Below are 22619 nucleotides of genomic sequence, written 5' to 3' on the forward strand. Positions count from 1 at the left end.
TGGGTGCCTGCCTTTTTGTGGCGAGCGGGCTTGCCCGCGTTGGGCTGCGCAGCGGCCCCAATCAGGGCGCCGCGTTCTTTCAGTTAGAACACATTGTCAGGTTTTGGGGCTGCTACGCAGCCCAACGCGGGCAAGCCCGCTCGCCACAAACAGCCCGCTCAGCGGAAGATATCCACTCGATTCGGCGGCAGGCTCAGAACCCGCGATGCTTCTTCAGGTGCTCATTGATCTTCGCCGCCGGCACTTTCTGCAAGGTGCACAGCAGGTCGTGGGACAGCTCGCGCAGACCATGCGTTGCGCGCAGTTCCTGGGCCAGGTGCGCGGTGAGGTTGGCCGCCATTTCCGCATCCGCCATCGCCCGGTGGGCCTGGCCGGTGTGGGGCAGTTTTGCGAATGAATTCAACGTGCCGAGTTTATGGTTCGGCGCGGCCGGCATGAGGCGGCGGGCCAGCAGCAGGGAGCAGGCGAATTTCTGCAGGCGGGTGCGGCGGATCAGGCCGAGTTCGAAGTCCCAGAATTTTTGGTCGAACGCGGCGTTGTGCGCCAGCAGGGGCGTGGTGCCGACGAACTCGTTCACTTCGTTCATCACCCGCTCGGCCGGCGGTGCGGTGCGCAGCATGGCGTTGCTGATGCCGGTGAGTTGTTCGATAAAACCCGGCACGCGCACGCCAGTGTTCATCAGGCTCTGGTAGCGGTCCACGATCTGGCCACGTTCGAGGATGACCACGGCGATTTCGGTGGCGCGGCAGTGGCTGCTCGGGGTGATGCCGGTGGTTTCAAAGTCGATGACCGCTATACGTTCCAAACCTGTTCCAACTCCGTCTAACTGTTTATTAAGCCGCAGCGCTTTACTTGAGCAGCAACGCGCCTTCGATCGGCACGTAGCGGCTGGCGGCACGTATCAGCGAATTGGCGGTAAGACCCGGCACGCCATACGCCACGGCTTCGACGCCATGCTTGTGGATGATGCGGTCGAGCAGCATGTCGAAATCACCGTCGCCGGAGGCCAGCACCACTTCGTCGACGTTGGCCGCAGCGTCCATGATGTCGATGGTGATGCCCACGTCCCAGTCGCCCTTGGCTGAGCCGTCGCTGCGCTGGATATAGGGCTTGAGTTTTACCGTAAAGCCCAGGTTGCGCAGGATCTGCTGGAACTGCTGCTGCTTGCTGTCACCGCGATCGATGGCATACGCGTACGCCTCGACAATCTGCCCGCGCGCACTGATATCAGCCCACAGGGCGGCGTAGTTGAAGTGGCAGCCATAGGCTTGGCGAACGGTGTAGTAGAGGTTCTGAACATCGGCGAACACTGCAATTTTCTTCACCGCACTTCCTCATGACAGCCAGGCGCCTGGGCCCGGAAAGGGTGCCAGTATGCCAGCCGCCAGGGAGTTTCCGGGAAAAATCAGACCGGGGCGACGAAGCGCCCCGGGCCGGGTGGGGTTAGACGAAGGAATCGTCGTCGCCGAAGGAAGAGGAATCGTCGGAATAGTCGCTGTCGGCGAAGCTGTCCGAGTTGTTGCTGCCCCAGTTGTCATTGCCGGCAAATTTCTGCTCGTCGTTGCCCCAGTTGCCTTGATCACTGGCCGGTGCGGGTTGCTCGATGATTTCTTCCACCACCTGCGGCTGCTGGTTGTGATGGAACAAGCTGCTGATGCCTTCGGCGAGCAACACACCACCGGCCACGCCAGCGGCGGTTTTCATCGCACCGCCAAGGAAACCACTGCCCACCGGAGCGGCGGCGGGTTGTTGTGGCTGTTGATAGTTTTGTTGTGGCGCAGGCTGACCACCGAACGCAGGACGCGCCGGTTCACGCCAGCCACCGCCTGAATTGCTCGGCGCCGGCTGTGGTTCACGGGAAGCACCGCCACCAAAGATGCTCGACAGGAACCCACCGCTGCTCGCCGGCGCCGGCTGTGCGGATTTGGCCCGCTGCAATTCGTCCTGCAATTGCTGAATCTGCTGCGCCTGCTCTTTATTCTTCGCGTCCAGGCTTTTAAGCGCGTGTTCCTGCACCAGGATCGACTGGGTCATGTAGTACCCGGCCGCCGGTTGGCGAGTCATGTGCTCCTTGATCCGCGCTTCTGCTTGCGCATCGCGGGGGGCTGAGTCCGTTTCGGCTTGCTGCAACCGTGAAAACAGTCCATCGATCAGGGTTTGCTCTTCGCTGTTCATGGCGACCTCGTTAGATTGCCGGTAGAAATCGTGGTCCCGCCTGGAGTCAGGCTTGGGTACCTGGTTAGTTATGGGGGTGTTACCAGTTGTTTCAATGGTCTTTACTCAAGGTTTACGTTTGCGCCCCTGTCACCGTGATCGGTTAAAGTGTCGCCCTTGTTTCCAGGCCTGCGATGAACCTGATGAATCCGTTAGACGTACTGCGCGACTCCTTCCGTTTTACCCGGAGCAACCTGGGCGCCATCGTTCAGCTGTGCCTGCCGTTGGTGGTCCTCGAAGCCTTCCTGCAACAGATTCTGGAGCACACGCTGGGCGCAGATGCGTTTCCCGGTTACAGCGTGGTGGTGGGGTTATTGGTGTACCCGCTGTATACCGGCGCGCTGATCCTGTTTCTCGACGCGCGCACCCGTGGCGAGTCGCCCAGCACCCGGGATGTATGGGCGATGGCCCTGACCCTGTGGCCGCGTTTCGCCCTGCTGACGGCCATGAGCACCTTGCTGATCCTGCTGGGGCTGTCGATTTATTTCCTGCCGGGCCTGTGGCTGATGGTGGTGTTGGCGTTTGCCGAGTACCTGCTGGTGCTGCGCGGCATGCCGGCGCTGGAGGCGATGAAGGAAAGCTTCCGCCTGACCCGTGGGCATTTCTGGCGAATCCTGGTGTGCCTGCTGTGTGTGATGACCCCGTTGTGGCTGCTCAAGGGCGCCAGCGTGGCGGCCTATCCCAACCCCGCGCCGTTGCTGGGGCTGTTGATGGACAGCGTGCATAGCTTCCTGCAACTATTTACCAGCGTGGTGTTGTTCCGTTTATTCATGCTGATCGGTGGCGATGCCGACGCGCGGTGATATGCTCCGTGCCACTTCTGAAACGCTATAAGCCGAGCCGATGACCCGTTTATTGCGCATGACCTTGCTGGGCCTGCTGATCGTTGCAGGCCTGCTCGCGGCCCTGATCTACAACCTGACCTGGCGCCCCGCTGCCAAGGAAACCTTGCCCGTAAGTTGCGTCGCGCCACGCGCGCCCACCCTGCTGCCGGGGCAGGCGCTCAAGGTGATGACCTGGAACGTGCAATACCTGGCCGGCAAGAACTATGTGTTCTGGTACGACACCGCCGACGGCAGCGGCCCGGACGACCGCCCCACCGTGGAAGACATGGCCGCCAGCCTGGACGAAGTGGCGCGGGTGATTCGCGACGAACAACCGGACATTCTGCTGCTGCAGGAACTCGACGAAAACGCCAAGCCCTCCCACTACCAGGACCAGCTGGCGTTGCTCCAGGAGCGCCTGGTCGACCTCTACCCCTGCAGCGCCCAGACCTTCGACTGGAAAGCCGACTTCGTGCCCGACCGCCATATCTTCGGCAGTGTCGGGCGCAAGCTGGCCACCCTGAGCCGCTACCAGATCGAACACGCCGAGCGCCTGCAATTGCCGGCCCCGGAGGCCAATTTCATCAGCCGCCAGTTCCAGCCCAAGTCGGCCTTGCTGCTGACCTACCTGCCATTGAGCGATGGCGGCCAACTGGCGGTGCTCAACACCCGCCTGGACGGCGACGCCCCAGGCCGCAGCGCAGTGCTGGAGCAGGTGCAAACCACGGTCAAGTTGCTGGATAAATTCGAAGGGCGTGGCACGCCTTGGCTGATCGGGGGCGATTTCAACCTGTTGCCGCTGGGGCAATTCCTGCGCCTGGATGCCGACAAACGCGGGCAGTACTCGCCGGACAGCGAGCTGCATTTGCTCTGGGATAAATACCCGATGATCCCGAGCAACAGCGAATCCAGCGGCATTGACCGCGCCAAATGGCTGACCCACTTCCCCAACGACCCGAGCCTCGACGGTCCGGATCGCACCTTGGATTACCTGTTCTACAGCCCGCGCATCAAGCGGGTCGAAGCCAAGGTGCGCCAGGACGATACGCTGCGCATCTCCAACCATCTGCCGGTGATTGCGCGCTTCCTGTTGCCCGCCGCGCAGTAGCCTTGAATTGTCCCCATATAGGGGACAATCAATCTCTATTCAGCCTAATTGTCGCTCATTCGATTAGGCCGTAAATTTACTCCCAAGCCAGCACGCAGACAGCCAGAGGCGCTGAAGCGGCCTTCTAATTCCAATACTTCAAATGAGCGCATACGACATGAACACTTTCAAAAAAGCCCTGACCGCCACCCTGCTCGCCCTGTCCATCGGCAGCGCCTACGCCGCTGACAACGCCGTGCCGGAACATCAAACCCAAGCGTTCCTCAACGCCCTGGCCGCCGGCGGTGGTCGCCCCCTGGAGCAACTGAGCCCCAAGGACGCCCGTGCAGTGCTGACCGGTGCGCAGAACTCGGTGAAAGTCGACATGTCGGGCATCCAGGTCAGCGACAAGACCATCCAGGCCGACGGCCAGAGCATCAAGCTGACCGTCGTGCGCCCGGCCAACGTCAAGGGTGAGCTGCCGGTATTCATGTTCTTCCACGGTGGCGGCTGGGTGCTCGGCGACTACCCGACCCACGCCCGCTTGATCCGCGACCTGGTGGTGGGCTCCGGCGCCGTCGCCGTGTATGTGGATTACACGCCATCGCCGGAAGCGCATTACCCCACCGCAATCAACCAGGCCTATGCCGCTACCCGCTGGGTGGCCGAGCACGGCAAAGAGATTAATGTCGATGGCAGCCGCCTGGCGGTGGCCGGCAACAGCGTCGGCGGCAACATGGCAGCGGTGGTGGCGCTGAAAGCCAAGGAGCAGAATGCGCCGAAATTGCGCTTCCAACTGCTGCTGTGGCCAGTGACCGACGCCAACTTCGACACCCCGTCGTACAAGCAGTACGCCGAAGGCCACTTCCTTACCAAGAACATGATGAGCTGGTTCTGGGACAGCTACACCACCGATGCCCAGCAACGCGCCGAGATCTACGCCTCGCCGCTGCGCGCCACGCCTGCACAACTGACCGGCCTGCCACCGGCGCTGGTGCAAACCGCTGGCCTGGACGTGCTGCGCGATGAGGGCGAAGCCTATGCCCGCAAGCTGGATGCGGCCGGTGTGGACGTGACGGCAGTGCGCTACAACGGGATGATCCATGACTACGGCCTGCTCAACCCGTTGAGCAATATCCCGGAAGTCAAAGCGGCGATGCGCCAGGCGGCGGGTGAGTTGAAGGCGCACTTGAACTGAGTCACCGATAATCCATTTGAAATGTTAAATGTGGGAGGGGCGGTGCGACGATTCGACTTGCCCCCGATGGCGGAGTGTCAGTCACCAGATGTACTGGCTGACACACTGCAATCGGGGGCAAGCCCCCTCCCACATTCAGGTTTCATTGTGGTTATTTGCGCGGTTTGATCCGGGCAGTTGGCTCTGCAATCAACGGATCATCCGGCCAGTAATGCTTGGGGTATCTGCCCTTCAGATCCTTCTTCACTTCGGCGTAGGTACTGCGCCAGAAGTTCGCCAGATCCTGCGTTACCTGCACCGGCCGCCGCGCCGGGGACAGCAGGTGCAACTTCACCACCTGGCGACCGCCGGCAATGCGTGGCGTATCTGCCAGCCCGAACAATTCCTGCAAACGCACCGCCAGAATCGGCGGCTGCTCGCTGTAGTCCAAGCGCACCGACGAGCCCGATGGCACTTTCACATGCTGCGGCGCCAGCTCATCCAGGCGCTGGGGCAGCGGCCACGGCAACAGGTTGTGCAGGAAGCTGGAGATATCCAGGTTGGCGAAATGGCTCAGGCGCGAGACCTTGCCCAGGTAAGGCATCAACCAGTGTTCGAGGCTGGCGAGCAAGGCGCTGTCGCTGAGGTCGGGCCATTCGCTGGTTTTACCGGCGTCAAGCTGGCGCAACAACATGACGCGAGCCTGCCATTGGCGCAGCTCGGGGGTCCAGGGCAGCAGCTCCAGGCCTTTGCGCCGTACCAGGTTGACCAGCGCCTGGCTGCGTGCGGCTTCGTCGAGGCCGGTGAGGGGGTCGCGGCTGAGCACCAGCTCGCCGACTTTGCGCTGGCGTTCGGCGCGCAGCACGCCTTCGCGCTCGTCCCAATCCAGCTGGTCGACATTCCGTACCTGCTCGGCGAGTACCGTGTCGAACAGCCCCGGGTCAAAATCCGCCGCCAGGTAGATACGTTCTTCACGCTGGCCCTGGCGGCTGCCGAGGTCGGCGATCACCAGCCACGCCTGTTTCATCAGGCTGTCGGCCTCGGCGAACAGCGCCGCGCGGCCATTGGCCAGGCGGTATTCGGCGCCACCGGGGCGGCGTTGCTGGGCGACGCGGTCCGGGTAGGCCAGCGCCAGCAAGGCGCCGAGCCAGCGCGGGTGGTCGGGGTCGGCCACCGCTTGGGTGGCCTTGCCTCTTAAATAGCCCCGGTATTGCCGCGCCAATTGCTTGGCCCGCTGCACGCCGCCTTGGGTGCCGCGCGCGCGCTCTTCGCCGGACAGCAGCGCCAGGCGGCTGTGCAGATCGGCGCCACCACCGCGCAAAATATCGCGCTCGCCCAATAACGCCGCCACATCACAGGCGGTGTTTGCCAGCCCCAGGTCCTGCCCGCGCAGCAGCAAATGGGCGATACGCGGATGGGCGGGCAGCTCGGCCATCTTCTGGCCATGGGCGGTCAGTTTGTCTTCATTTAATGCGCCGAGGCGCACCAGCAAATCCTGGGCCTGGGCATAGGCGGCGGCGGGCGGCACATCCAGCCAAACAAGCTGGGTCGGCGTGACGCCCCAACGCGCCAGCTGCAGGGCCAAACCGGCAAGGTCGGCCGCAAGGATTTCCGCGCTGCCATAGGCGGCCAGGCCTTCATGCTGGTCCTCGGACCACAAGCGATAACACACCCCCGGCTCCAAGCGCCCTGCCCGGCCCGCACGTTGGGTAGCGCTGGCGCGGGAGATGCGCTGGGTGTCGAGGCGGGTCATGCCGCTGCCGGGGTCGAAACGCGGTACGCGGGCCAACCCGGCATCAATCACCACGCGTACGCCGTTGATGGTCAGGCTGGTTTCGGCGATGTTGGTGGCGAGCACCACTTTGCGCTTGCCGGCGGGCGCCGGGTCGATGGCCGCGCGCTGGGCGCTGAGGTCCAGCTCGCCATGCAGCGGGCACAGCAACACGTCACCGCGATCACCCAGGGCGTCGGCCAGTTGCTGGTTGACCCGCCGAATCTCGGCTTGCCCGGGTAGGAAAACCAACACGCTGCCGGTTTCGTCATGCAGGGCATCGAGGATGGTCTGCACCACGCGCGGCTCGATAAATTCCCCGGCCTGGTACGGCCGGCCCCAACGCATCTGCACCGGGAACATCCGCCCTTGGCTGCGCAGGATCGGCGCGTTGTCCAGCAGCGCGGCCAGGCGTTCGCCTTCGAGGGTGGCGGACATCAACAGGATTTTCAGCGGCTGCTCGTCGCGGAACAACTCGCGGCCGTTGAGGCTCAGGGCCAGCGCCAGGTCGGCGTCGAGGCTACGTTCGTGGAATTCGTCGAAGATCAGCAGGCCCACGCCGTCCAGCGCCGGGTCGTCCTGCAGGCGGCGGGTGAGGATGCCTTCGGTAACCACTTCGATGCGCGTGTTGGGGCCGACTTTGCTGTCCAGGCGGATGCGATAACCGACGGTTTCACCGACCTTCTCCCCCAGCTCGCTGGCCAGCCGCTCGGCAGCCGCACGGGCGGCCAGGCGCCGCGGTTCGAGCATCAGGATGGTTTGCCCGGCGAGCCAGGGCTCGTTCAACAAGGCCAAGGGTACGCGGGTGGTTTTACCGGCGCCGGGCGGCGCTTCCAGCACGGCTTCATGGCGAATCGCCAAGGCGTCACGCAGGGCGGGTAAAACATCATCGATGGGCAACGAATTCATACTGGCTCCAAAGCAGAGCGGCGAGTATAACGGCGAACTGCCGGATGCCGGTGATGGTCTCAAGGGCATGCCCCCATCCCACATTTGCCCATCGTCGCCTGGCAGATCTGGCATATAGTCATTTTTCAAACGCGTTCAGGAGATTTTTCATGCGTATTGCTTCCCGTGTCATCGGCGGTGTTCTGGCCGTCACCCTGCTGAGCCAGCTCACGGCCTGCGGGTCGATTTTCTACCCGGACCGCCGTGGCCAGATCGACGGCAAGATCGACCCGACCATTGCCGTGCTCGACGCCGTAGGCCTGCTGTTCTACGTAATCCCCGGCCTGATCGCGTTTGGCGTGGACTTCGCCACCGGCGCCATCTACTTCGAACCGGGCAAGACCGCCCAGGTCGCGCCGGAAAAACTGCAAGAAGCCATCGGCGCCGACGGCAAGGTCGACAATGCCAAGCTGCAAACCATCATCCACAAAGAAACCGGGCGCACCCTGCCACTGGACGACCCGCGCATGATCCAGTTCAAGGGCAGCGTGCAACAACTCGCGTCCCTGGGCCTGCAACCTGCCGCTTAAGGACTGCCTATGACCAGCAGTCCCGAACACGCAAGGCTCCTGCGCCTGGCCACCCGCGCGTCGGTGGGCGTGGCGTGTGTGTTGATTGTTACCAAGGCCATCGCCTGGTGGCTCAGTGGTTCGGTGAGCATGCTCGCCGGGTTGACCGACTCGCTGCTCGACGGCGTGACCTCGCTGCTTAATTTGCTTGCGGTGCACTACGCGTTGCGCCCGGCCGATGAGGACCATCGTTACGGCCATGGCAAGGCGGAATCGCTGTCGGGCATGGCCCAGGCGCTGTTTATCGGCGGCAGTGCGGTGTTGATCGCGTTCCAGGCCTATGAACGCCTGCAACACCCGGAGCCGGTGGGCGCGCCGTGGTTGAGCATTGGCGTGATCGTGTTTTCCCTGGTGCTGACCGTGGCGCTGCTGATGCTGCAACACCGGGTGGTGCGCGAAACCGGCTCCAACGCGGTGCGCGCGGACTCGCTGCACTATCGCTCCGACTTGATGCTCAACGGCAGCATCCTGGTGGCGCTGGTGCTGGCAGGCTTCGGCTTCAATCAGGTAGATGCCTGGTTCGGCCTGGGGATCGCCGCCTACATCTTGTGGAGCGCGGTGCAAATCGCCCGGGAAAGCTTTGCGGTATTGATGGATGAAGAGCTGCCGCCGGACGTCAGCCAGCACATGCTCGAGCTGGCCCGTGGCGTGCCGGGTGTGCTGGGCGCGCATGATTTGCGCACGCGGATTTCCGGCAGCCACTGGTTCGTGCAGCTGCACCTGGAGTTACCGGGGGAATTGACCCTGTCAGTGGCCCACGGCATCAGCGACCAGGCCGCCGATGCCATTCATCAAGCCTACCCGCGCGCCGAAGTGCTGGTGCACGCCGACCCGCAGGAAGTAGTCACGGGTGCCAAGGCCTAGTACTGGACCTGATACCCGCGACTGCTCAGGCAGTTGCCCTGGGCCTGGCGGTAGGTTTGTACCACCGCCGGGTCCGGAGCGTAGGTGACGGCTTGCGGGTCGAAGCCGCTTTGCTGCACCGCCCAGCGATAACAGTCATAACCGTCCTGCTGCACCTGCGCCGGTGATTGGCCATTGGCGGGGTAGGCCACCACGTCATACCCATTGCCTTGCGGCGCCGGTTGCGGCTCGGGCACTTGGGTCGGCGGTTGCACCACTACGTACTGCTGGCTGCTGCTTTCGTAGGTGTAATAGGCGCCGGCGGCAAGGAAGAACAATGCACTGCCCACCCACACTTCCCGCGCGTAGTCCGGCAGGTATTGCACGCGGATCCCATAGGGCGGCCGCACCACGACATAACGCGGGCCTTGCGGGCGATACCAGTAGCCGCCGGAGAAGAAGTAATCCTGGCCGCGGTAGGGCACGCGGTAATTACGGTCGGGGAAACGGTCGATGGTGTAACCAGGGCGATATTGCGGGCCTGGGCCCCAGCCATTGCCACGCCCGTCCGGGCGGCCCGGCCAACGGTTGTCGCCGGGGTGGTTGTTGTTATACCCACCACCGTTATTGCCTGGGCGTGAGCCAGGGCCGCCGGCTTCCCAATGCTGGTTGCCATCATTACGGCGCGGGATATCACGGTAGTTGCCCTGGCGCGGTTCCTGGGTCTGGCGCACGGTATCGGGGCGGCCCTGGATCGGCAGGTTATTCGACGGCTGCGCCTGGGGTTGCTGCACCGGCCGCGCCTGCTCATTGCCCTGCGGGCGACCTTGCCACTGGCCGCCACCGTTCTGGCCGCCACGGTCGAAATGCTGATTCTGCGGGCGTGGCTGATTGTTCTCTGGACGCGGCTGATTGTTCTCCGGGCGCGGCTGATTGTTCTCCGGGCGCGGCTGATTATTCTGCGGCCTTGGCTGGTTGTTCTGCGGGCGCTGTGGCTGACCGCCCTGCTCGCCTCTTTCATGCTGACCACCGCCCTCGGGGCGCGGCGGGTTATCACGCTCGTCGGCCATAACCTGCGCGCCAACGGTGACCATCAGCAAACCTACACCTGCCAAACGCCAGATGCGCTTCATGCTATTCCTCACTGCGGATTAGGGCCTGTTCATGAGACTGGAAAAGCGCGGCCCGGTTCTCGGACAGGTTATCAGCAGGCAAAAGAAAAGGGGCGACCCGTCGGCCACCCCTTGAGAACTTCGTCCGTGCTCAACGCTTTTGACGTTGGCTCACCTCACGCCGTCTTGTGGACAGTGTGCAGCCTGGAGGCCAACTCAACCCTGCTGGGGTGGCGGCCGCAGCGAGCCTGATTGGGCGAGCTGCTTTGGACTGTTGTCCAGGCGGTGATTCTGTTGATAACGATACCCGCCAGCGGCCGACAGATGATTGCGAAGATTGCGTCAATAAACAGTGCTTGCGCAATTTTTAACCCTTCATAGATAATTCACCGCAATAGTTACGACAAAGGCTAACCCAATGAGCAAGCTTGACCGATACGACCTGAGTATTTTGGCGGAATTGCAGCGCGACGCGAGGATCTCCAACCAGGAGTTGGCCGAGCGTATAGGCCTGTCTCCGTCGCCCTGCTCACGCCGGGTCAAGCAATTGGAGGACGACGGCTACATCGCGCGCCAGGTGGCCCTGCTCGACCGCAAGATGCTCGGTTTGAGCCTCACGGCCTATGTGCTGATCGGCATGGACCGCCACACCCCGGAGCGTTTCGAGAATTTCGAAGCGGCGATCCGCACCCTGCCCCAGGTGCTGGAGTGCAGTTTGGTGACCGGGATGGATGCGGACTATCAGCTGAAGGTGGTGGTGCCGGATATGGATCACTACCAGAAGCTGCTGCTGGGGCACTTGACCCGCATTGAAGGCGTGACCAGCGTGCGGTCGAGTTTTGTGCTGAACCAGGTGCTGAACAGCACCGAACTGCCGCTGACTCACCTGCGTACTTAAGATCACTGCATATCAAATGTGGGAGGGGGCTTGCCCCCGATTGCGGTGTATCAGCCAGCTTACCTGTAGCTGACCCACTGCCATCGGGGGCAAGCCCCCTCCCACATTTATGATTGTGCTTCGACCCAGGTCAATGTTGCGTCTGTAACAACGCCGTATACTGCTCGCTTGTCTTGTTGGAATACCCCATGAACAACATCGACCCCGCCCTGTTCGAAGAATGGATGATGACCGGCCTGGTCACCATCCTGATCATTTTCATGGGCTTTATCGTCTGGGACCTGGCGAAGAAATCCAAGGCCGGGCGCTTCGGCTCGTTCATCCTGTTCTTCGTACTGGGGCTGGGCGTGGCCGCGTTTATCATCAAGAGCGTGGTGATCGGCCTGATCGAGTCCGGCGCCTTATAAACGCGCCGGCACTTCCTTCCACTGGCCTTGGTCGAGGCCGTCGATAGACCAGTCGCCAATGCGCACGCGCACCAGGCGCAGGGTTGGCAAGCCCACGGCGGCAGTCATGCGCCGTACCTGACGGTTACGCCCTTCGCGAATCACCAGCTCCAGCCAGTGGGTCGGCACGCTTTTGCGAAACCGCACCGGCGGGTTGCGCGGCCATAGCTCGGGCTCATCCAACTGCCGCGCTTCGGCGGGCAGGGTCATGCCATCGTTCAACTCCACACCGGCGCGCAGGCGTTGCAGCTGCTCTTCAGTGGGCTCGCCTTCCACTTGCACCCAGTAGGTTTTCGCCAGTTTGTGCTTGGGGTCGGCAATGCGCGCCTGTAACTGGCCGTCGTTGGTGAGCAACAGCAAGCCTTCGCTGTCACGGTCCAGGCGGCCGGCCGGGTAGATGCCAGGGATATCGATAAAATCCTTGAGGGTCGCCCGCCCGCCTTCGTCACTGAACTGGGTCAGCACATCGAACGGTTTATTGAACAGGATCAGCTTCGGCTCGGCCGGCGGCGCCTTGGCCACGCGACGCGCTGCAGAGTACGGGGGTTTCACGCCAGGGCGGCGCGTATCGGGACGGGTGGGACGGGACATGGCAAAGGAACATCTAACGGTCAGGACCGACAATGCTAGTGGCCTGACCGCTAAATGACCATCCCAACCGCTTAGCGGAACGGCGGCTCGTCGAAGCTGCGCAGTTTGCGCGAGTGCAGCGAGTTGAGTTCGGTGCGCAACAGGTCAACCGCCTCGATACCGATCTTCAAGTGCTGGCTCACCGCGCGCTCATAGAACGCGTTGGCCGAACCCGGCAGCTTGATCTCGCTGTGCAGCGGCTTGTCCGATACGCACAACAAGGTGCCGTAAGGCACACGCAGGCGGTAACCCTGGGCGGCGATGGTGCCGCTTTCCATGTCCACGGCCACCGCGCGGGACAGGTTGATCAGCGGCCGCTCCTGGGCCCAGCGCAGTTCCCAGTTGCGGTCGTCGTAGGTAAGCACGGTGCCGGTGCGCAGGCGCTTTTTCAGCTCCTCGCCTTTTTCGCCGGTGACGTTGGCGGCGGCTTGTTGCAACGCCATCTGCACCTCGGCCAGGGCCGGGATCGGGATGTTCGGCGGCACCACGCGGTCGAGAATACCGTCGCGGCGCATATAGGCGTGGGCCAGTACGTAGTCGCCGATAGTCTGGGATTGGCGCAGGCCGCCGCAGTGGCCGATCATCAGCCAGCAATGCGGACGCAGCACAGCCAGGTGGTCGGTGATGTTCTTGGCGTTGGACGGGCCGACGCCGATATTCACCAGGGTCACGCCGTGGCCATCACTGGCCTGCAGGTGATAGGCCGGCATCTGGTAGCGGTGCCAGACCACGCCGGCAGCAATCGCCGACGCTTCGCCGTGGTCCATGCTCTTATCAATGACCACGTTGCCCGGCAACACCATGCGGATAAAGCGCGGGTCGCTGCGCAGTTGCTCCAGGCCATGCAGGATGAACTGGTCGACATAGCGGTGGTAGTTGGTCAGCAGGATCCACGGCTGCACGTGGCGCCAGTCGCTGCCGGTGTAGTGCACCAGGCGGCGCAGGGAAAAGTCCACGCGCGCGGCATCGAACAGCGCCAGGGGCAGCGGGTCGGTGTTTTCCCAGTCGTACAGGCCGTCGGCGATGCCATCGGTGGCGGCCGACAGGTCGGTGCTGGGGAACACGCGGGCCAGGGTCGCGGCGGTTACGCCAGAGCCGGCCAGCTCATCGCCCTGCTCGACCACGTATGGGTAAGGGATGTTCTGTTGGCTGACGCCCACTTCGACCGTCACGGTGAAGTCGTGCATCAACGGCACCAACTGTTCCAACAGGTACTTACGGAACGCCGCAGGATGGGTGACGGTAACGCTGTAGGTCCCCGGCAACTGAACCTTGGCATACGCCCGTGTAGTCTGTGGGACTTCGCCGTGGCAGTGGTAAGTCAGGCGCAGTTCCGGGTAGCGAAACAGCGCGCGTTGTTCGGCGTCGGGCTCGACGCGGTCCTTGAGGTATTGCTTGAGGGCCTGATTGAGTGCGCCGCTAGCACGCTCATGCAGAGCCGCCAGCCGGTCCACGGCTTCTTCGGCGGTTTGAACGACAACAAAAGCTTCGGTCACGGTAAGCATCCTGTGTTCTGACTTGCAGGCCTTTATCTTGCCTGTATCCCGGCCGCACTGAAACACCAGTGTTGGAATGCGGTAAATGTGGGAGGGGGCTTGCCCCCGATGACTGAGTGTCAGTCACCAGATGTATTGGCTGACACACCGCTATCGGGGGCAAGCCCCCTCCCACATTTGACTGTATTTATTCAGGGGAATGGGGGTGTAGATCGCAGGACAATCGCCTCAACATCCACGCCGCGCGGCAAGGTGCCGTAAACCCGGCCGGATGACTCACCCAATCGGCTGGCGATAAAACCATCACTCACACTGGCATTCCCCGCCTCCAGCAATAGCTTGGCCTGCAACGCCACGGCAATGTCCTCGGTCAATTGCCGCGCGCGGTATTGGATGTCCTGGGTGTCCATGAACGCCGACTTCAGTTGCTCGATATGCCGCGCCAGCTGCTTGTCGCCATGCCCATCGCCCAGTTCGACAAACAGCGTCTCCAGCACGCCCGGCTCTTTGGACAGCGCGCGCAGCACATCCAGGCATTGCACGTTGCCGGAACCTTCCCACGTCGAATTCACCGGCGCCTCACGGTACAGGCGCGGCAGGATGCTGTCCTCCACATACCCGGCGCCGCCCATGCATTCGGCGGCCTCGTTGATCATCGCGGGGGCGCGCTTGCAGATCCAATATTTGCCCACCGCCGTCACCAGCCGCGCGAACTTGGCTTCCTGCTCGTTATCCAGGTGGTCCAGCGCGCGGCCCATGCGCATGCTCAAGGCCAGGGACGCCTCGCTTTCCAAGGCCAGGTCGGCGAGCACGTTTTGCATCAGCGGTTGCTCGCTGAGTACCCGGCCACCCACGGTCCGATGGGCGCAATGATGGCTGGCCTGGGTCAGCGCCTGGCGCATCAAGGCGCTGGAGCCGACCATGCAATCGAAGCGAGTCATGGCGACCATCTCGATGATGGTCGGCACGCCACGGCCTTCTTCGCCGAGCATCCAGGCCAGGGCGCCGCGAAACTCCACCTCACTGGACGCGTTGGAGCAGTTGCCGAGTTTGTTCTTGAGGCGCTGGATATAGAACTCGTTGCGCGTGTCATCCGGGCGCTGCCGGGGCAGTAGGAAACAGCTGAGCCCCTTGTCGGTCTGGGCCAGGGTCAGAAACCCATCGCACATCGGCGCCGAACAGAACCACTTGTGGCCCACCAGCTCGTAGGCCTGCCCGGGGCCGCCGGCGCCCACCGGATAAGCGCGCGTGGTGTTGGCGCGCACGTCGGTGCCGCCCTGTTTCTCGGTCATGGCCATGCCAATGGTGACGCCGGCCTTATGGGCGATACCGACGTTGCGCGGGTCATAGTGGGTGTTGAGAATTTTCGGCAGCCAGGTGTTCGCCAAGTCAGGCTGCAGACGCAGGGCCGGAACGCAGGCGAAGGTCATGGTCAGCGGGCAACCGGTGCCGGCTTCGGCCTGGCTGTGCAGGTAGGTCATGGCCGCGCGGGCTACGTGCGCACCGGGCTGCGGATGGGCCCACGGCAACGACGGCAGGCCATGCTCGACGGCCGTGCGCATCAGCTCGTGGTAGGCGGGGTGAAACTCCACCAGGTCGATGCGATGCCCATAGCGGTCATGGCTGCTGAACACCGGTTTGTTCTGGTTCGCCAGGAACCCGGCCGCCATTAACGGCCCACCTGCCAGCGCGCCGTAGGCATCGATGCGCGCCTCTGCCCAGCCGGCCCCGAAGCGGCGCGACCAGTCTTGCAGGGGCAGGTCGATGCGGTACAGGTTGGTGCCATCCAGAGAGGGCGGCTGGTTGGTGACGTCGTGGGTTTCGGCGAATTGATGCAAGTTCATGACGGGCCTCCTGAGAAAAAAGGCCACGGTCATAAGGGGCCCAAATTTCAGTTAAGCACCGTCATTCGTATTAAAAAAGTGGCATACCCGCCGAATGCCCGGCGCTTTCACCCTCTACCGGAGCCAATAAACGCCGTTCCAATGCGGCCTGCAATGCCTCGAAACGTACGGGTTTGATCAGCCGCTCGGAGATACCAATGCCATGACAGTGCTCGCGCTCCGACACATTCTGCGACGAACCCAGGGCGATCACCGGCAATTCCGCGCCGCCAGGCAACGCACGAATCTGACAACACAACGAGAAACCGCCCTCAGGAATATCCATCAACACGCCGTCGAAGTTTCCCCCCTGCAAGGCAGCCAGGGCCGCCGGGCCGCTGTCGACGGTTTTCACCTGGTAACCGAGCTTGAGCAACATGCCGCGCACCACCAGTTGGCCGACGCTGTTGTCATCCACCAGCAACAGCTTGCAATCCTGCGGCGCGCGCTGCCGATCGACGGCCTGCTTGGGCTCGCGCGGCACCGGGCTGACCGCCACATCGAGTTGGAAGCGGCTACCTTTGCGGGGTTCGGAATGATGGGTAAGGCGCCCACCGAGCAACTCGATGAGTTGGCGACAGATCGCCAGGCCAATGCCCAGGCCGCCATATTCGCGGGTGGTCGAGCCGTCGAGCTGGAAGAAGCGTTGGTACAGGGTGGCCTCGTCGAGAAAAGCAAAGCCGATACCAGTGTCGGTGACGATAAAGCTCAGGCGCAGGCTGCCGTCGCTGTCGGGCACGCCGACCACCCGCAGGCGCACCGCCCCTTCGTGGGTGAATTTGAAGGCGTTGTCCAGCAAGCAATCCAGGCACTGCAGCAGTTTGTCGGCGTCACCCACAACACGGTCCGGCAGTTCCTGCGCCACGTCGATGGAAAATTCCAGGCCTTTGCTTTGGGCGGCAACGCTGAATTGCTGGCGCAACGTGTCGAGCACACCGCGCAGGCTGAACGCCCGGGGCTGGGCACTGAGACGCCCGGCTTGCAGCTCGGTGAGGGTCAGGATGCCATTGACCATGCGCATCATGTCCCGGGCCGAACCGGCGGCGGTCTGCTGGTATTGCGCCAGGTCGTCGTCCAGCGGCACGGTTTGCATCAGTTCGAGGGAGCCGATCACCCCGTTCATGGGCGTGCGCAACTCGTGGGTCAGGGTGGCGAGGAACTCATCCTTGAGCCGGTTGCTGCGCGCCAGTTGCTGGTTGAGCACTTCAAGCTTCTGGCTCGCGTCGAACAGGATCTGCGCCTGCTGCTCGCGCATGGAGTTGATGCGGTCAGCCAAGGCCAGGGACAGCAGCGCCACTTCGATGGCCGAACCGATCTGGCTGGCGTACATGGTGAGGAACACATTGGGCAGGTAGCCCAGCACCATCAGTGTGTTCACCACCCCGCCCAGCAGGAACGCCGACCAGGCGATGATGAAATAGCGCGCCATGCGCTGGCCGCAATACCAGGCCTTGATGGCCGCGACGAAGATGGTCACGGTAAACACCAGCGCCAGGCCCGTGGCCAGGCGTAGCGCCAGGGCGTAGCTGGTCATCAGCGACAACAACATCACCACCGCGCCGCAGCCCACCAGCGCCAACAGTAGGCGGTTGATCAGGCGACTGTGCTGGGCGGTATGCAGGAAGCTACGTGCGAACAGGCTGCCGAACAGCGCCGCTGAGCCGATCAGGAACGGCACCGCCGCATTCGCCCACCACGGGTTGTTCGGCCAGAAAAACTCCACCGCCACGCCGTTGACCGACAACTGGTACAGGCCGAACGAGGCGATATAGAGGATGTAATAGAGGTAACTGGTGTCGCGCACGCTCAGGTAGATAAACAGGTTGTAGACCAACATGCCCAGCAATACGCCATAGATTGCCCCGAGCACGTACAAGCGCAGCGGCTGCTGTTCCAGATAGGCGGTGCCGGCCCAGAGCGTCAACGGCGCCTGGATCGAGCCTTGGCTTTGCAGGCGCAGATAGATCGTCTGCCGCTGGTCCGGCACAAAGTTGAGCTTGAACAGGTAGTTGCTCTGGCTCACCTCGCGGCTGGAAAACGGCAAGGCGCTGCCGGTGCGCGTGGTCAGTCGGTAGGTGCCGGTGCCATCGTTCTGGTACATCTCCAGATGGTTCAGCGGCGGGTAGGCCAGTTCCAGAAACCAGGTGCGGGGTGCGCGGGTGTCTTTGGCGGTGTAATGCAGGTCGACCTTGAGCCAGAACACCGAGCGTGAGTAGCCAGCATTCAGGGTGGCTTGGTCATGGGTCTTGAACTGGGCGGCGTAGGTCGGGGAGCTGACTTGCGCGATGGTGAGGGCGTCGGTCGGGTCTTCGAGCACTTGCATGGCTCGGCCCAGCGGCAGGCTGCGCGTGTCGGGGTTGAACTCGATGGCGCTGGCTAGCATGGGTAGCCCGCATAGCAATAAAATCAGCAAATAGCGCATAGAGCCCCAGCGTGGCCTGTCCGGTCATGTCAAAAAAGCCCCCCATTCCTTTTGAGAAGACGTACACCGGCGATACATTAAGTGGTTTGGATCCACTCTAGCATAGCCGGTAAAGGCCATTGGACACCATTGAAATAATTTTTTGAAAGGCTCTAGAACGCGGCTTTCAGAGGCTTTTTGCAGCCACCAAAACGCCAAAAAAGTGTCACCCAAGGGATAAAATTCAACCATCGCCAGACGGCCACGCAAAAAGCGTTTGGTGGTAAGCTCGCGCACCATGAATATCTACAGCTCTCGCCCTGTTGTCCTCTGTCTCTCCGGCCATGATCCCAGTGGTGGCGCCGGCTTGCAGGCAGATATTGAAGCGCTGCTCGCCCAGGGCTGCCATGCGGCTCCGGCCGTCACCGCCCTGACCGTGCAGAACACCGTCAATGTCAGCGATTTCCGCGTGCTCGACCGCGAGTGGGTACTGGCCCAGGCCAATGCCGTGCTCAGCGACTCCGAAGTGGCGGCGGTCAAACTCGGCATGCTCGGCTCCACCGCCATGGTCGACACCGTGGTCGAACTGCTGCAGGCACACCCGCACCTGCCGGTAGTCTGCGACCCGGTGTTACGCGCCGGCGGCGGTGGCAGCCTGGGCAAGGACGAAGTCGGCTATGCCATGCGCGAGCGGTTGTTGCCGTTATCACTGATTGCCACGCCGAACCTGCCGGAAGCGCGCATCCTCGCCGAATTGCCGGAGGGCAGCGCCGACGAATGCGCCGCGAAGCTGCTGCCGTATATCAAGCACCTGCTGATCACTGGCGGCCATGGCGACGAGCATGAAGTGCACAACCGCCTTTACAGCCGCGACGGCACGCAGCAAACCTTTACCTGCCAGCGCCTGCCCGGCAGTTATCACGGCTCGGGCTGCACGCTGGCCAGCGCCTTGGCCGGTCGCATCGCCCAGGGCGAAGGGTTGGTCAGCGCCGTGCAATCAGCACTCAACTACACTTGGCGCACCCTGCGTGACGCCGAACAACTCGGGCAGGGCCAGTTTGTACCGCGCCGTTTGCCGCTGGATTTCTGCTCGTAACACCAAGCCAAGGGGCCTGCTCGATGAAACTACGTGGCCTTTACGCCGTCACCGACAGCCAACTGTTGGCCGGTAAATTCCTCGCCTACGTCGAAGCGGCGTTGGACGGTGGCGTGACCCTGCTGCAATACCGCGACAAAAGCAGCGATGAAGCCCGGCGCCTGCGTGAAGCGGAAAAACTCCACGAACTGTGCTCGCGCTACAAAACCCGGCTGATCATCAACGACGACGCCGAGCTCGCCGCGCGCCTGGGCGTCGGCGTGCACCTGGGCCAAACCGACGGCCCGCTGACCCCGGCGCGTGCGCTGCTGGGTTCCAAAGCCATTATCGGCGCCACCTGCCACAGCCAGATCGAACTGGCCGAGCAGGCCGCGAAAGAAGGCGCCAGCTACGTCGCCTTTGGCCGCTTCTTCAATTCCAACACCAAGCCCGGCGCCCCGGCGGCCACCCTAGAAATGCTGGCCGAAGCCCGCAAGCGCCTGCACCTGCCGATCTGCGTGATCGGCGGCGTCACCCTGGAGAACGCCGCCCCACTGGTGGCCCACGGTGCCGACCTGCTGGCCGTGGTGCACGGCCTGTTCGGCGCCGACAGTACCCAGGAAGTCACGCGCCGCGCCCGCGCGTTCAACGATCTTCTTAAATATTCAGTTTAGAGAGCCCGATCATGTCCCGTTCCGAAACCCTGTTTGCCAATGCCCAGAAACACATCCCCGGCGGTGTGAACTCCCCCGTGCGTGCGTTCAAGAGCGTGGGCGGCACGCCGTTGTTCTTCAAGCATGCCGAAGGCGCCTACGTCACCGACGAAGATGACAAGCGCTACGTTGACTACGTAGGTTCCTGGGGCCCGATGATCCTCGGCCACAGCCACCCGGACGTGCTCGACGCCGTGCGCCAGCAACTGCAACACGGTTTGTCCTACGGTGCGCCGACCGCCATGGAAACCGAGATGGCCGACCTGGTGTGCTCTATCGTGCCGTCGATGGAAATGGTGCGCATGGTCAGCTCCGGCACCGAAGCCACCATGAGCGCGATCCGCCTGGCCCGGGGTTTCACCGGCCGCGACAGCATCATCAAATTCGAAGGCTGCTACCACGGCCACTCCGACAGCCTGCTGGTAAAAGCCGGCTCCGGCCTGCTGACCCAGGGCGTGCCAAGCTCGGCCGGTGTGCCAGCGGCATTCGCCAAGCACACCCTGACACTGCCGTTCAACGACATCGCCGCTGTCGAGCAGATGCTCAATGAAGTGGGCCAGGACGTGGCGTGCATCATCGTTGAGCCGGTGGCCGGCAACATGAACTGCGTACCGCCGGCGCCGGGCTTTCTCGAAGGCCTGCGCGAGCAGTGCGACAAGCACGGCGTGGTGCTGATTTTTGACGAAGTGATGACCGGTTTCCGCGTGGCCCTCGGTGGCGCCCAGGCGTACTACGGCGTAACGCCGGACCTGAGCACCTTCGGCAAGATCATCGGCGGTGGCATGCCGGTCGGTTGCTTCGGCGGCAAGCGCGAAATCATGCAACACATTGCGCCGCTGGGCCCGGTGTACCAGGCAGGCACGCTGTCGGGTAACCCATTGGCCATGGCGGCCGGCCTGACCACCCTGCGCCTGATCAGCCGCCCGGGCTTCCACGCCGAGCTGACCGACTACACCACCCGCCTGCTGGATGGCCTGCAACAGCGCGCCGATGCGGCCGGCATTCCGTTTGTAACCACACAAGCGGGCGGCATGTTCGGCCTGTACTTCAGCGGCGCCGACGATATCGTCACCTTTGATGATGTAATGGGTAGCGACGCCGATCTGTTCAAACGCTTCTTCCACCTGATGCTGGAAGGCGGCGTGTACCTGGCGCCGAGTGCCTTTGAAGCCGGCTTCACCTCGATCGCCCATGGCGAAACCGAGTTGAAACTGACACTGGATGCCGCCGAGCGCGCCTTCGCGGCCTTGAAGTAAGTAGGCGTAAAAGTCTGACGTTGCCCTGGGCAGCGTCAGATTTGCTACTTTGCTTACAGAGATTTCCTTATTTCTGTCGAGAATTTACCTGCAATTCGGCAGATAACTTGCCCAACCAGCAGAAAAACGAGTAAAGACTTTGTAAGCAGAGGCCTGCTTATTTCATAATGCGCGCTTATTGGATCCCCCGAGGGTCCGCGTGCCCCGTCAGAGGTAAGTCGATTCCCATGAAACGCACCGGCCGCACCCTGGTTCTGGGCTGCCTGTTGCTCCTTCAGCCGCTGCTGGCACATGCACAAGCAGGCGGCAACTCGTTGTTAATCCCAGCGATGGGTCGTTGCACCCTCAATACCCAGCCAGACAGCCAGGCCGAAGCCCTGAGCGCGTGCCAGAAACAGGCAGACGGCGGGGATGCGCAGGCGCAATACGAGTTGGGCGAGTACTTCCACGACAGCAAGAACCCCGCTCGCGACCTCAATAAAGCCTTGAGCTACTTCGAGAAAGCCTCGCTGCAGGGTCACGCCCAGGCGCAATTTGAACTGGGCACCATGTTCTTCAAGGGCGAAGGCGTGCCGGCCAATAACGTTCAGGCGTATATCGTGCTGAAAATGGCCGCGGTCAACGGCGCCGAAGACGCGCTGGACACCGCTGACGAAGTCGCCGAGCACATGCAGCGCGATGAGTTGGAAGTAGCCACCCAGGTGCTGGGCCAGATTTTCCGCAATTACCTGCAGGAATTGCAGAGTGCCGACGGGCGCTCGCCCTTCTCACCCCTGCCCTGATTTCAGCTAACCCCTTCTACCGCTATCGCAGGCAAGCCAGCTCCCACAGGAGAATGCACTCCAAATGTGGGAGCTGGCTTGCCTGCGATGGGCGCAACTCGGTCTAAAGCCCTACTTCTCAGGCATCGGCACCGGAAACGGCATCACATTGCTGGTGCCACGCGCTTCGCTGATCTTCGGCGTGCCCAGGCGCTCGACTTCATCGATGCGCACAATCGAATGCATCGGCACAAAACTGCGCACCACACCCTCGAACTGCGCCTTGAGCTTCTCTTCGCCCGGGTCTACGACCAGTTGCGTGCGCTCGCCAAAGACGAACTCTTCCACTTCCAGGAAACCCCACAGATCACTTTGATAGATCTGCTTGGCGTACATTTCGAACACCTGGCCCTGGTTAAGGAAAATCACCTTATAGATTGGAGCTTCACGTTTGGTCATGGTGGGCGAATAACACATTGGGGATATAAAAGAGGGCGCGAACTATAGCATGGCAC

At 62.5% G+C, this 22619-nt stretch carries 22 protein-coding genes; 11 read left to right on the forward strand and 11 right to left on the reverse strand.

All coding sequences use genetic code 11. The annotated features are described in order from the left end of the window. Window positions 1–193: 193 nt before the first annotated feature. From CXQ82_RS27340 to CXQ82_RS27350, 3 genes are all read right to left on the reverse strand, one after another. Entirely contained in the window at window positions 194–805 is a 612-nt protein-coding gene (locus tag CXQ82_RS27340) for a PolC-type DNA polymerase III (protein ID WP_101273126.1), read from the reverse strand. 43 nt (window positions 806–848) lie between these two features. Next, entirely contained in the window at window positions 849–1325 is a 477-nt protein-coding gene (locus CXQ82_RS27345) for an NYN domain-containing protein (protein ID WP_101273127.1), read from the reverse strand. Between the two features lie 118 nt (window positions 1326–1443). Then, complete coding sequence (locus tag CXQ82_RS27350) at window positions 1444–2175, reverse strand: DUF2076 domain-containing protein (protein WP_101273128.1); 732 nt, start codon at window positions 2173–2175, stop codon at window positions 1444–1446. A 182-nt stretch (window positions 2176–2357) separates the two neighbouring features. Between CXQ82_RS27350 and CXQ82_RS27355 the strand changes: the two genes are divergently transcribed. From CXQ82_RS27355 to CXQ82_RS27365, 3 genes are all read left to right on the forward strand, one after another. Beyond that, window positions 2358–3017, forward strand: coding sequence for a YciC family protein (locus tag CXQ82_RS27355; protein ID WP_101273879.1), 660 nt, complete (start codon window positions 2358–2360; stop codon window positions 3015–3017). Window positions 3018–3057: 40 nt separating this feature from the next. After that, the gene (locus tag CXQ82_RS27360; RefSeq protein ID WP_101273129.1) at window positions 3058–4146 is read left to right on the forward strand and encodes an endonuclease/exonuclease/phosphatase family protein; all 1089 of its coding nucleotides are present in this window, start codon (window positions 3058–3060) and stop codon (window positions 4144–4146) included. 157 nt (window positions 4147–4303) lie between these two features. Beyond that, complete coding sequence (locus CXQ82_RS27365; RefSeq protein ID WP_101273130.1) at window positions 4304–5323, forward strand: alpha/beta hydrolase; 1020 nt, start codon at window positions 4304–4306, stop codon at window positions 5321–5323. A 151-nt stretch (window positions 5324–5474) separates the two neighbouring features. On the opposite strand, the gene hrpB is transcribed toward CXQ82_RS27365, so the two are convergent. Further along, window positions 5475–7982 (reverse strand): ATP-dependent helicase HrpB, encoded by a 2508-nt coding sequence (gene hrpB, locus CXQ82_RS27370; RefSeq protein ID WP_101273131.1) that lies wholly within the window; start codon window positions 7980–7982, stop codon window positions 5475–5477. 149 nt (window positions 7983–8131) lie between these two features. Between hrpB and CXQ82_RS27375 the strand changes: the two genes are divergently transcribed. Both CXQ82_RS27375 and CXQ82_RS27380 read left to right on the forward strand, forming a co-directional pair. Further along, window positions 8132–8551, forward strand: a complete 420-nt coding sequence (locus tag CXQ82_RS27375) for a polyribonucleotide nucleotidyltransferase (RefSeq protein WP_101273132.1) — start codon at window positions 8132–8134, stop codon at window positions 8549–8551. Window positions 8552–8560: 9 nt separating this feature from the next. Further along, the gene (locus CXQ82_RS27380; RefSeq protein WP_101273133.1) at window positions 8561–9454 is read left to right on the forward strand and encodes a cation diffusion facilitator family transporter; all 894 of its coding nucleotides are present in this window, start codon (window positions 8561–8563) and stop codon (window positions 9452–9454) included. On the opposite strand, the gene CXQ82_RS27385 is transcribed toward CXQ82_RS27380, so the two are convergent. After that, window positions 9451–10566 (reverse strand): DUF6515 family protein, encoded by a 1116-nt coding sequence (locus tag CXQ82_RS27385; RefSeq protein WP_101273134.1) that lies wholly within the window; start codon window positions 10564–10566, stop codon window positions 9451–9453. The two genes, CXQ82_RS27380 and CXQ82_RS27385, sit on opposite strands and share 4 nt — an antisense overlap. Before the next feature lie 397 nt (window positions 10567–10963). On the opposite strand from CXQ82_RS27385, the gene CXQ82_RS27390 reads away from it, so the two are divergent. Both CXQ82_RS27390 and CXQ82_RS27395 read left to right on the forward strand, forming a co-directional pair. Next, a complete protein-coding gene (locus CXQ82_RS27390) occupies window positions 10964–11443 on the forward strand; it encodes an Lrp/AsnC family transcriptional regulator (RefSeq protein WP_003194418.1) in 480 nt (159 codons plus the stop codon). Between the two features lie 197 nt (window positions 11444–11640). Further along, on the forward strand, window positions 11641–11850 hold the full coding sequence (locus CXQ82_RS27395; RefSeq protein WP_025999909.1) for a DUF2788 domain-containing protein: 210 nt from the start codon (window positions 11641–11643) through the stop codon (window positions 11848–11850). On the opposite strand, the gene CXQ82_RS27400 is transcribed toward CXQ82_RS27395, so the two are convergent. The 5 genes from CXQ82_RS27400 to CXQ82_RS31355 all read right to left on the reverse strand — a co-directional run bounded on the left by CXQ82_RS27400 (window position 11845) and on the right by CXQ82_RS31355 (window position 18599). Next, window positions 11845–12411, reverse strand: a complete 567-nt coding sequence (locus tag CXQ82_RS27400) for a pseudouridine synthase (protein ID WP_163034639.1) — start codon at window positions 12409–12411, stop codon at window positions 11845–11847. The two genes, CXQ82_RS27395 and CXQ82_RS27400, sit on opposite strands and share 6 nt — an antisense overlap. A gap of 140 nt (window positions 12412–12551) precedes the next feature. Then, window positions 12552–14024, reverse strand: a complete 1473-nt coding sequence (gene amn / locus CXQ82_RS27405; RefSeq protein WP_163034636.1) for an AMP nucleosidase — start codon at window positions 14022–14024, stop codon at window positions 12552–12554. 182 nt (window positions 14025–14206) lie between these two features. Continuing rightward, window positions 14207–15859 (reverse strand): acyl-CoA dehydrogenase family protein, encoded by a 1653-nt coding sequence (locus CXQ82_RS27410; protein WP_101273137.1) that lies wholly within the window; start codon window positions 15857–15859, stop codon window positions 14207–14209. A gap of 70 nt (window positions 15860–15929) precedes the next feature. Continuing rightward, on the reverse strand, window positions 15930–18320 hold the full coding sequence (locus CXQ82_RS27415; RefSeq protein WP_101273138.1) for a hybrid sensor histidine kinase/response regulator: 2391 nt from the start codon (window positions 18318–18320) through the stop codon (window positions 15930–15932). Between the two features lie 24 nt (window positions 18321–18344). Next, entirely contained in the window at window positions 18345–18599 is a 255-nt protein-coding gene (locus CXQ82_RS31355; protein WP_157832198.1) for a hypothetical protein, read from the reverse strand. On the opposite strand from CXQ82_RS31355, the gene CXQ82_RS27420 reads away from it, so the two are divergent. From CXQ82_RS27420 to CXQ82_RS27435, 4 genes are all read left to right on the forward strand, one after another. After that, window positions 18598–19395: a hydroxymethylpyrimidine/phosphomethylpyrimidine kinase gene (locus CXQ82_RS27420; protein ID WP_101273139.1), complete on the forward strand. Its 798-nt coding sequence runs from the start codon at window positions 18598–18600 to the stop codon at window positions 19393–19395. The two genes, CXQ82_RS31355 and CXQ82_RS27420, sit on opposite strands and share 2 nt — an antisense overlap. Window positions 19396–19418: 23 nt before the next feature. Further along, window positions 19419–20048 carry a thiamine phosphate synthase gene (gene thiE, locus CXQ82_RS27425; RefSeq protein ID WP_101273140.1) on the forward strand — a complete coding sequence of 210 codons (630 nt, stop codon included), beginning with the start codon at window positions 19419–19421 and terminating at the stop codon, window positions 20046–20048. 11 nt (window positions 20049–20059) lie between these two features. Next, complete coding sequence (gene hemL / locus CXQ82_RS27430) at window positions 20060–21343, forward strand: glutamate-1-semialdehyde 2,1-aminomutase (RefSeq protein WP_101273141.1); 1284 nt, start codon at window positions 20060–20062, stop codon at window positions 21341–21343. A 227-nt stretch (window positions 21344–21570) separates the two neighbouring features. Next, on the forward strand, window positions 21571–22125 hold the full coding sequence (locus CXQ82_RS27435) for a tetratricopeptide repeat protein (protein ID WP_101273142.1): 555 nt from the start codon (window positions 21571–21573) through the stop codon (window positions 22123–22125). Between the two features lie 111 nt (window positions 22126–22236). On the opposite strand, the gene CXQ82_RS27440 is transcribed toward CXQ82_RS27435, so the two are convergent. Continuing rightward, window positions 22237–22563: a DUF1820 family protein gene (locus CXQ82_RS27440; protein WP_101273143.1), complete on the reverse strand. Its 327-nt coding sequence runs from the start codon at window positions 22561–22563 to the stop codon at window positions 22237–22239. Between the last annotated feature and the right edge of the window lie 56 nt (window positions 22564–22619).

It is taken from the genome of Pseudomonas sp. S09G 359, from assembly GCF_002843605.1.
Lineage (GTDB): Bacteria > Pseudomonadota > Gammaproteobacteria > Pseudomonadales > Pseudomonadaceae > Aquipseudomonas.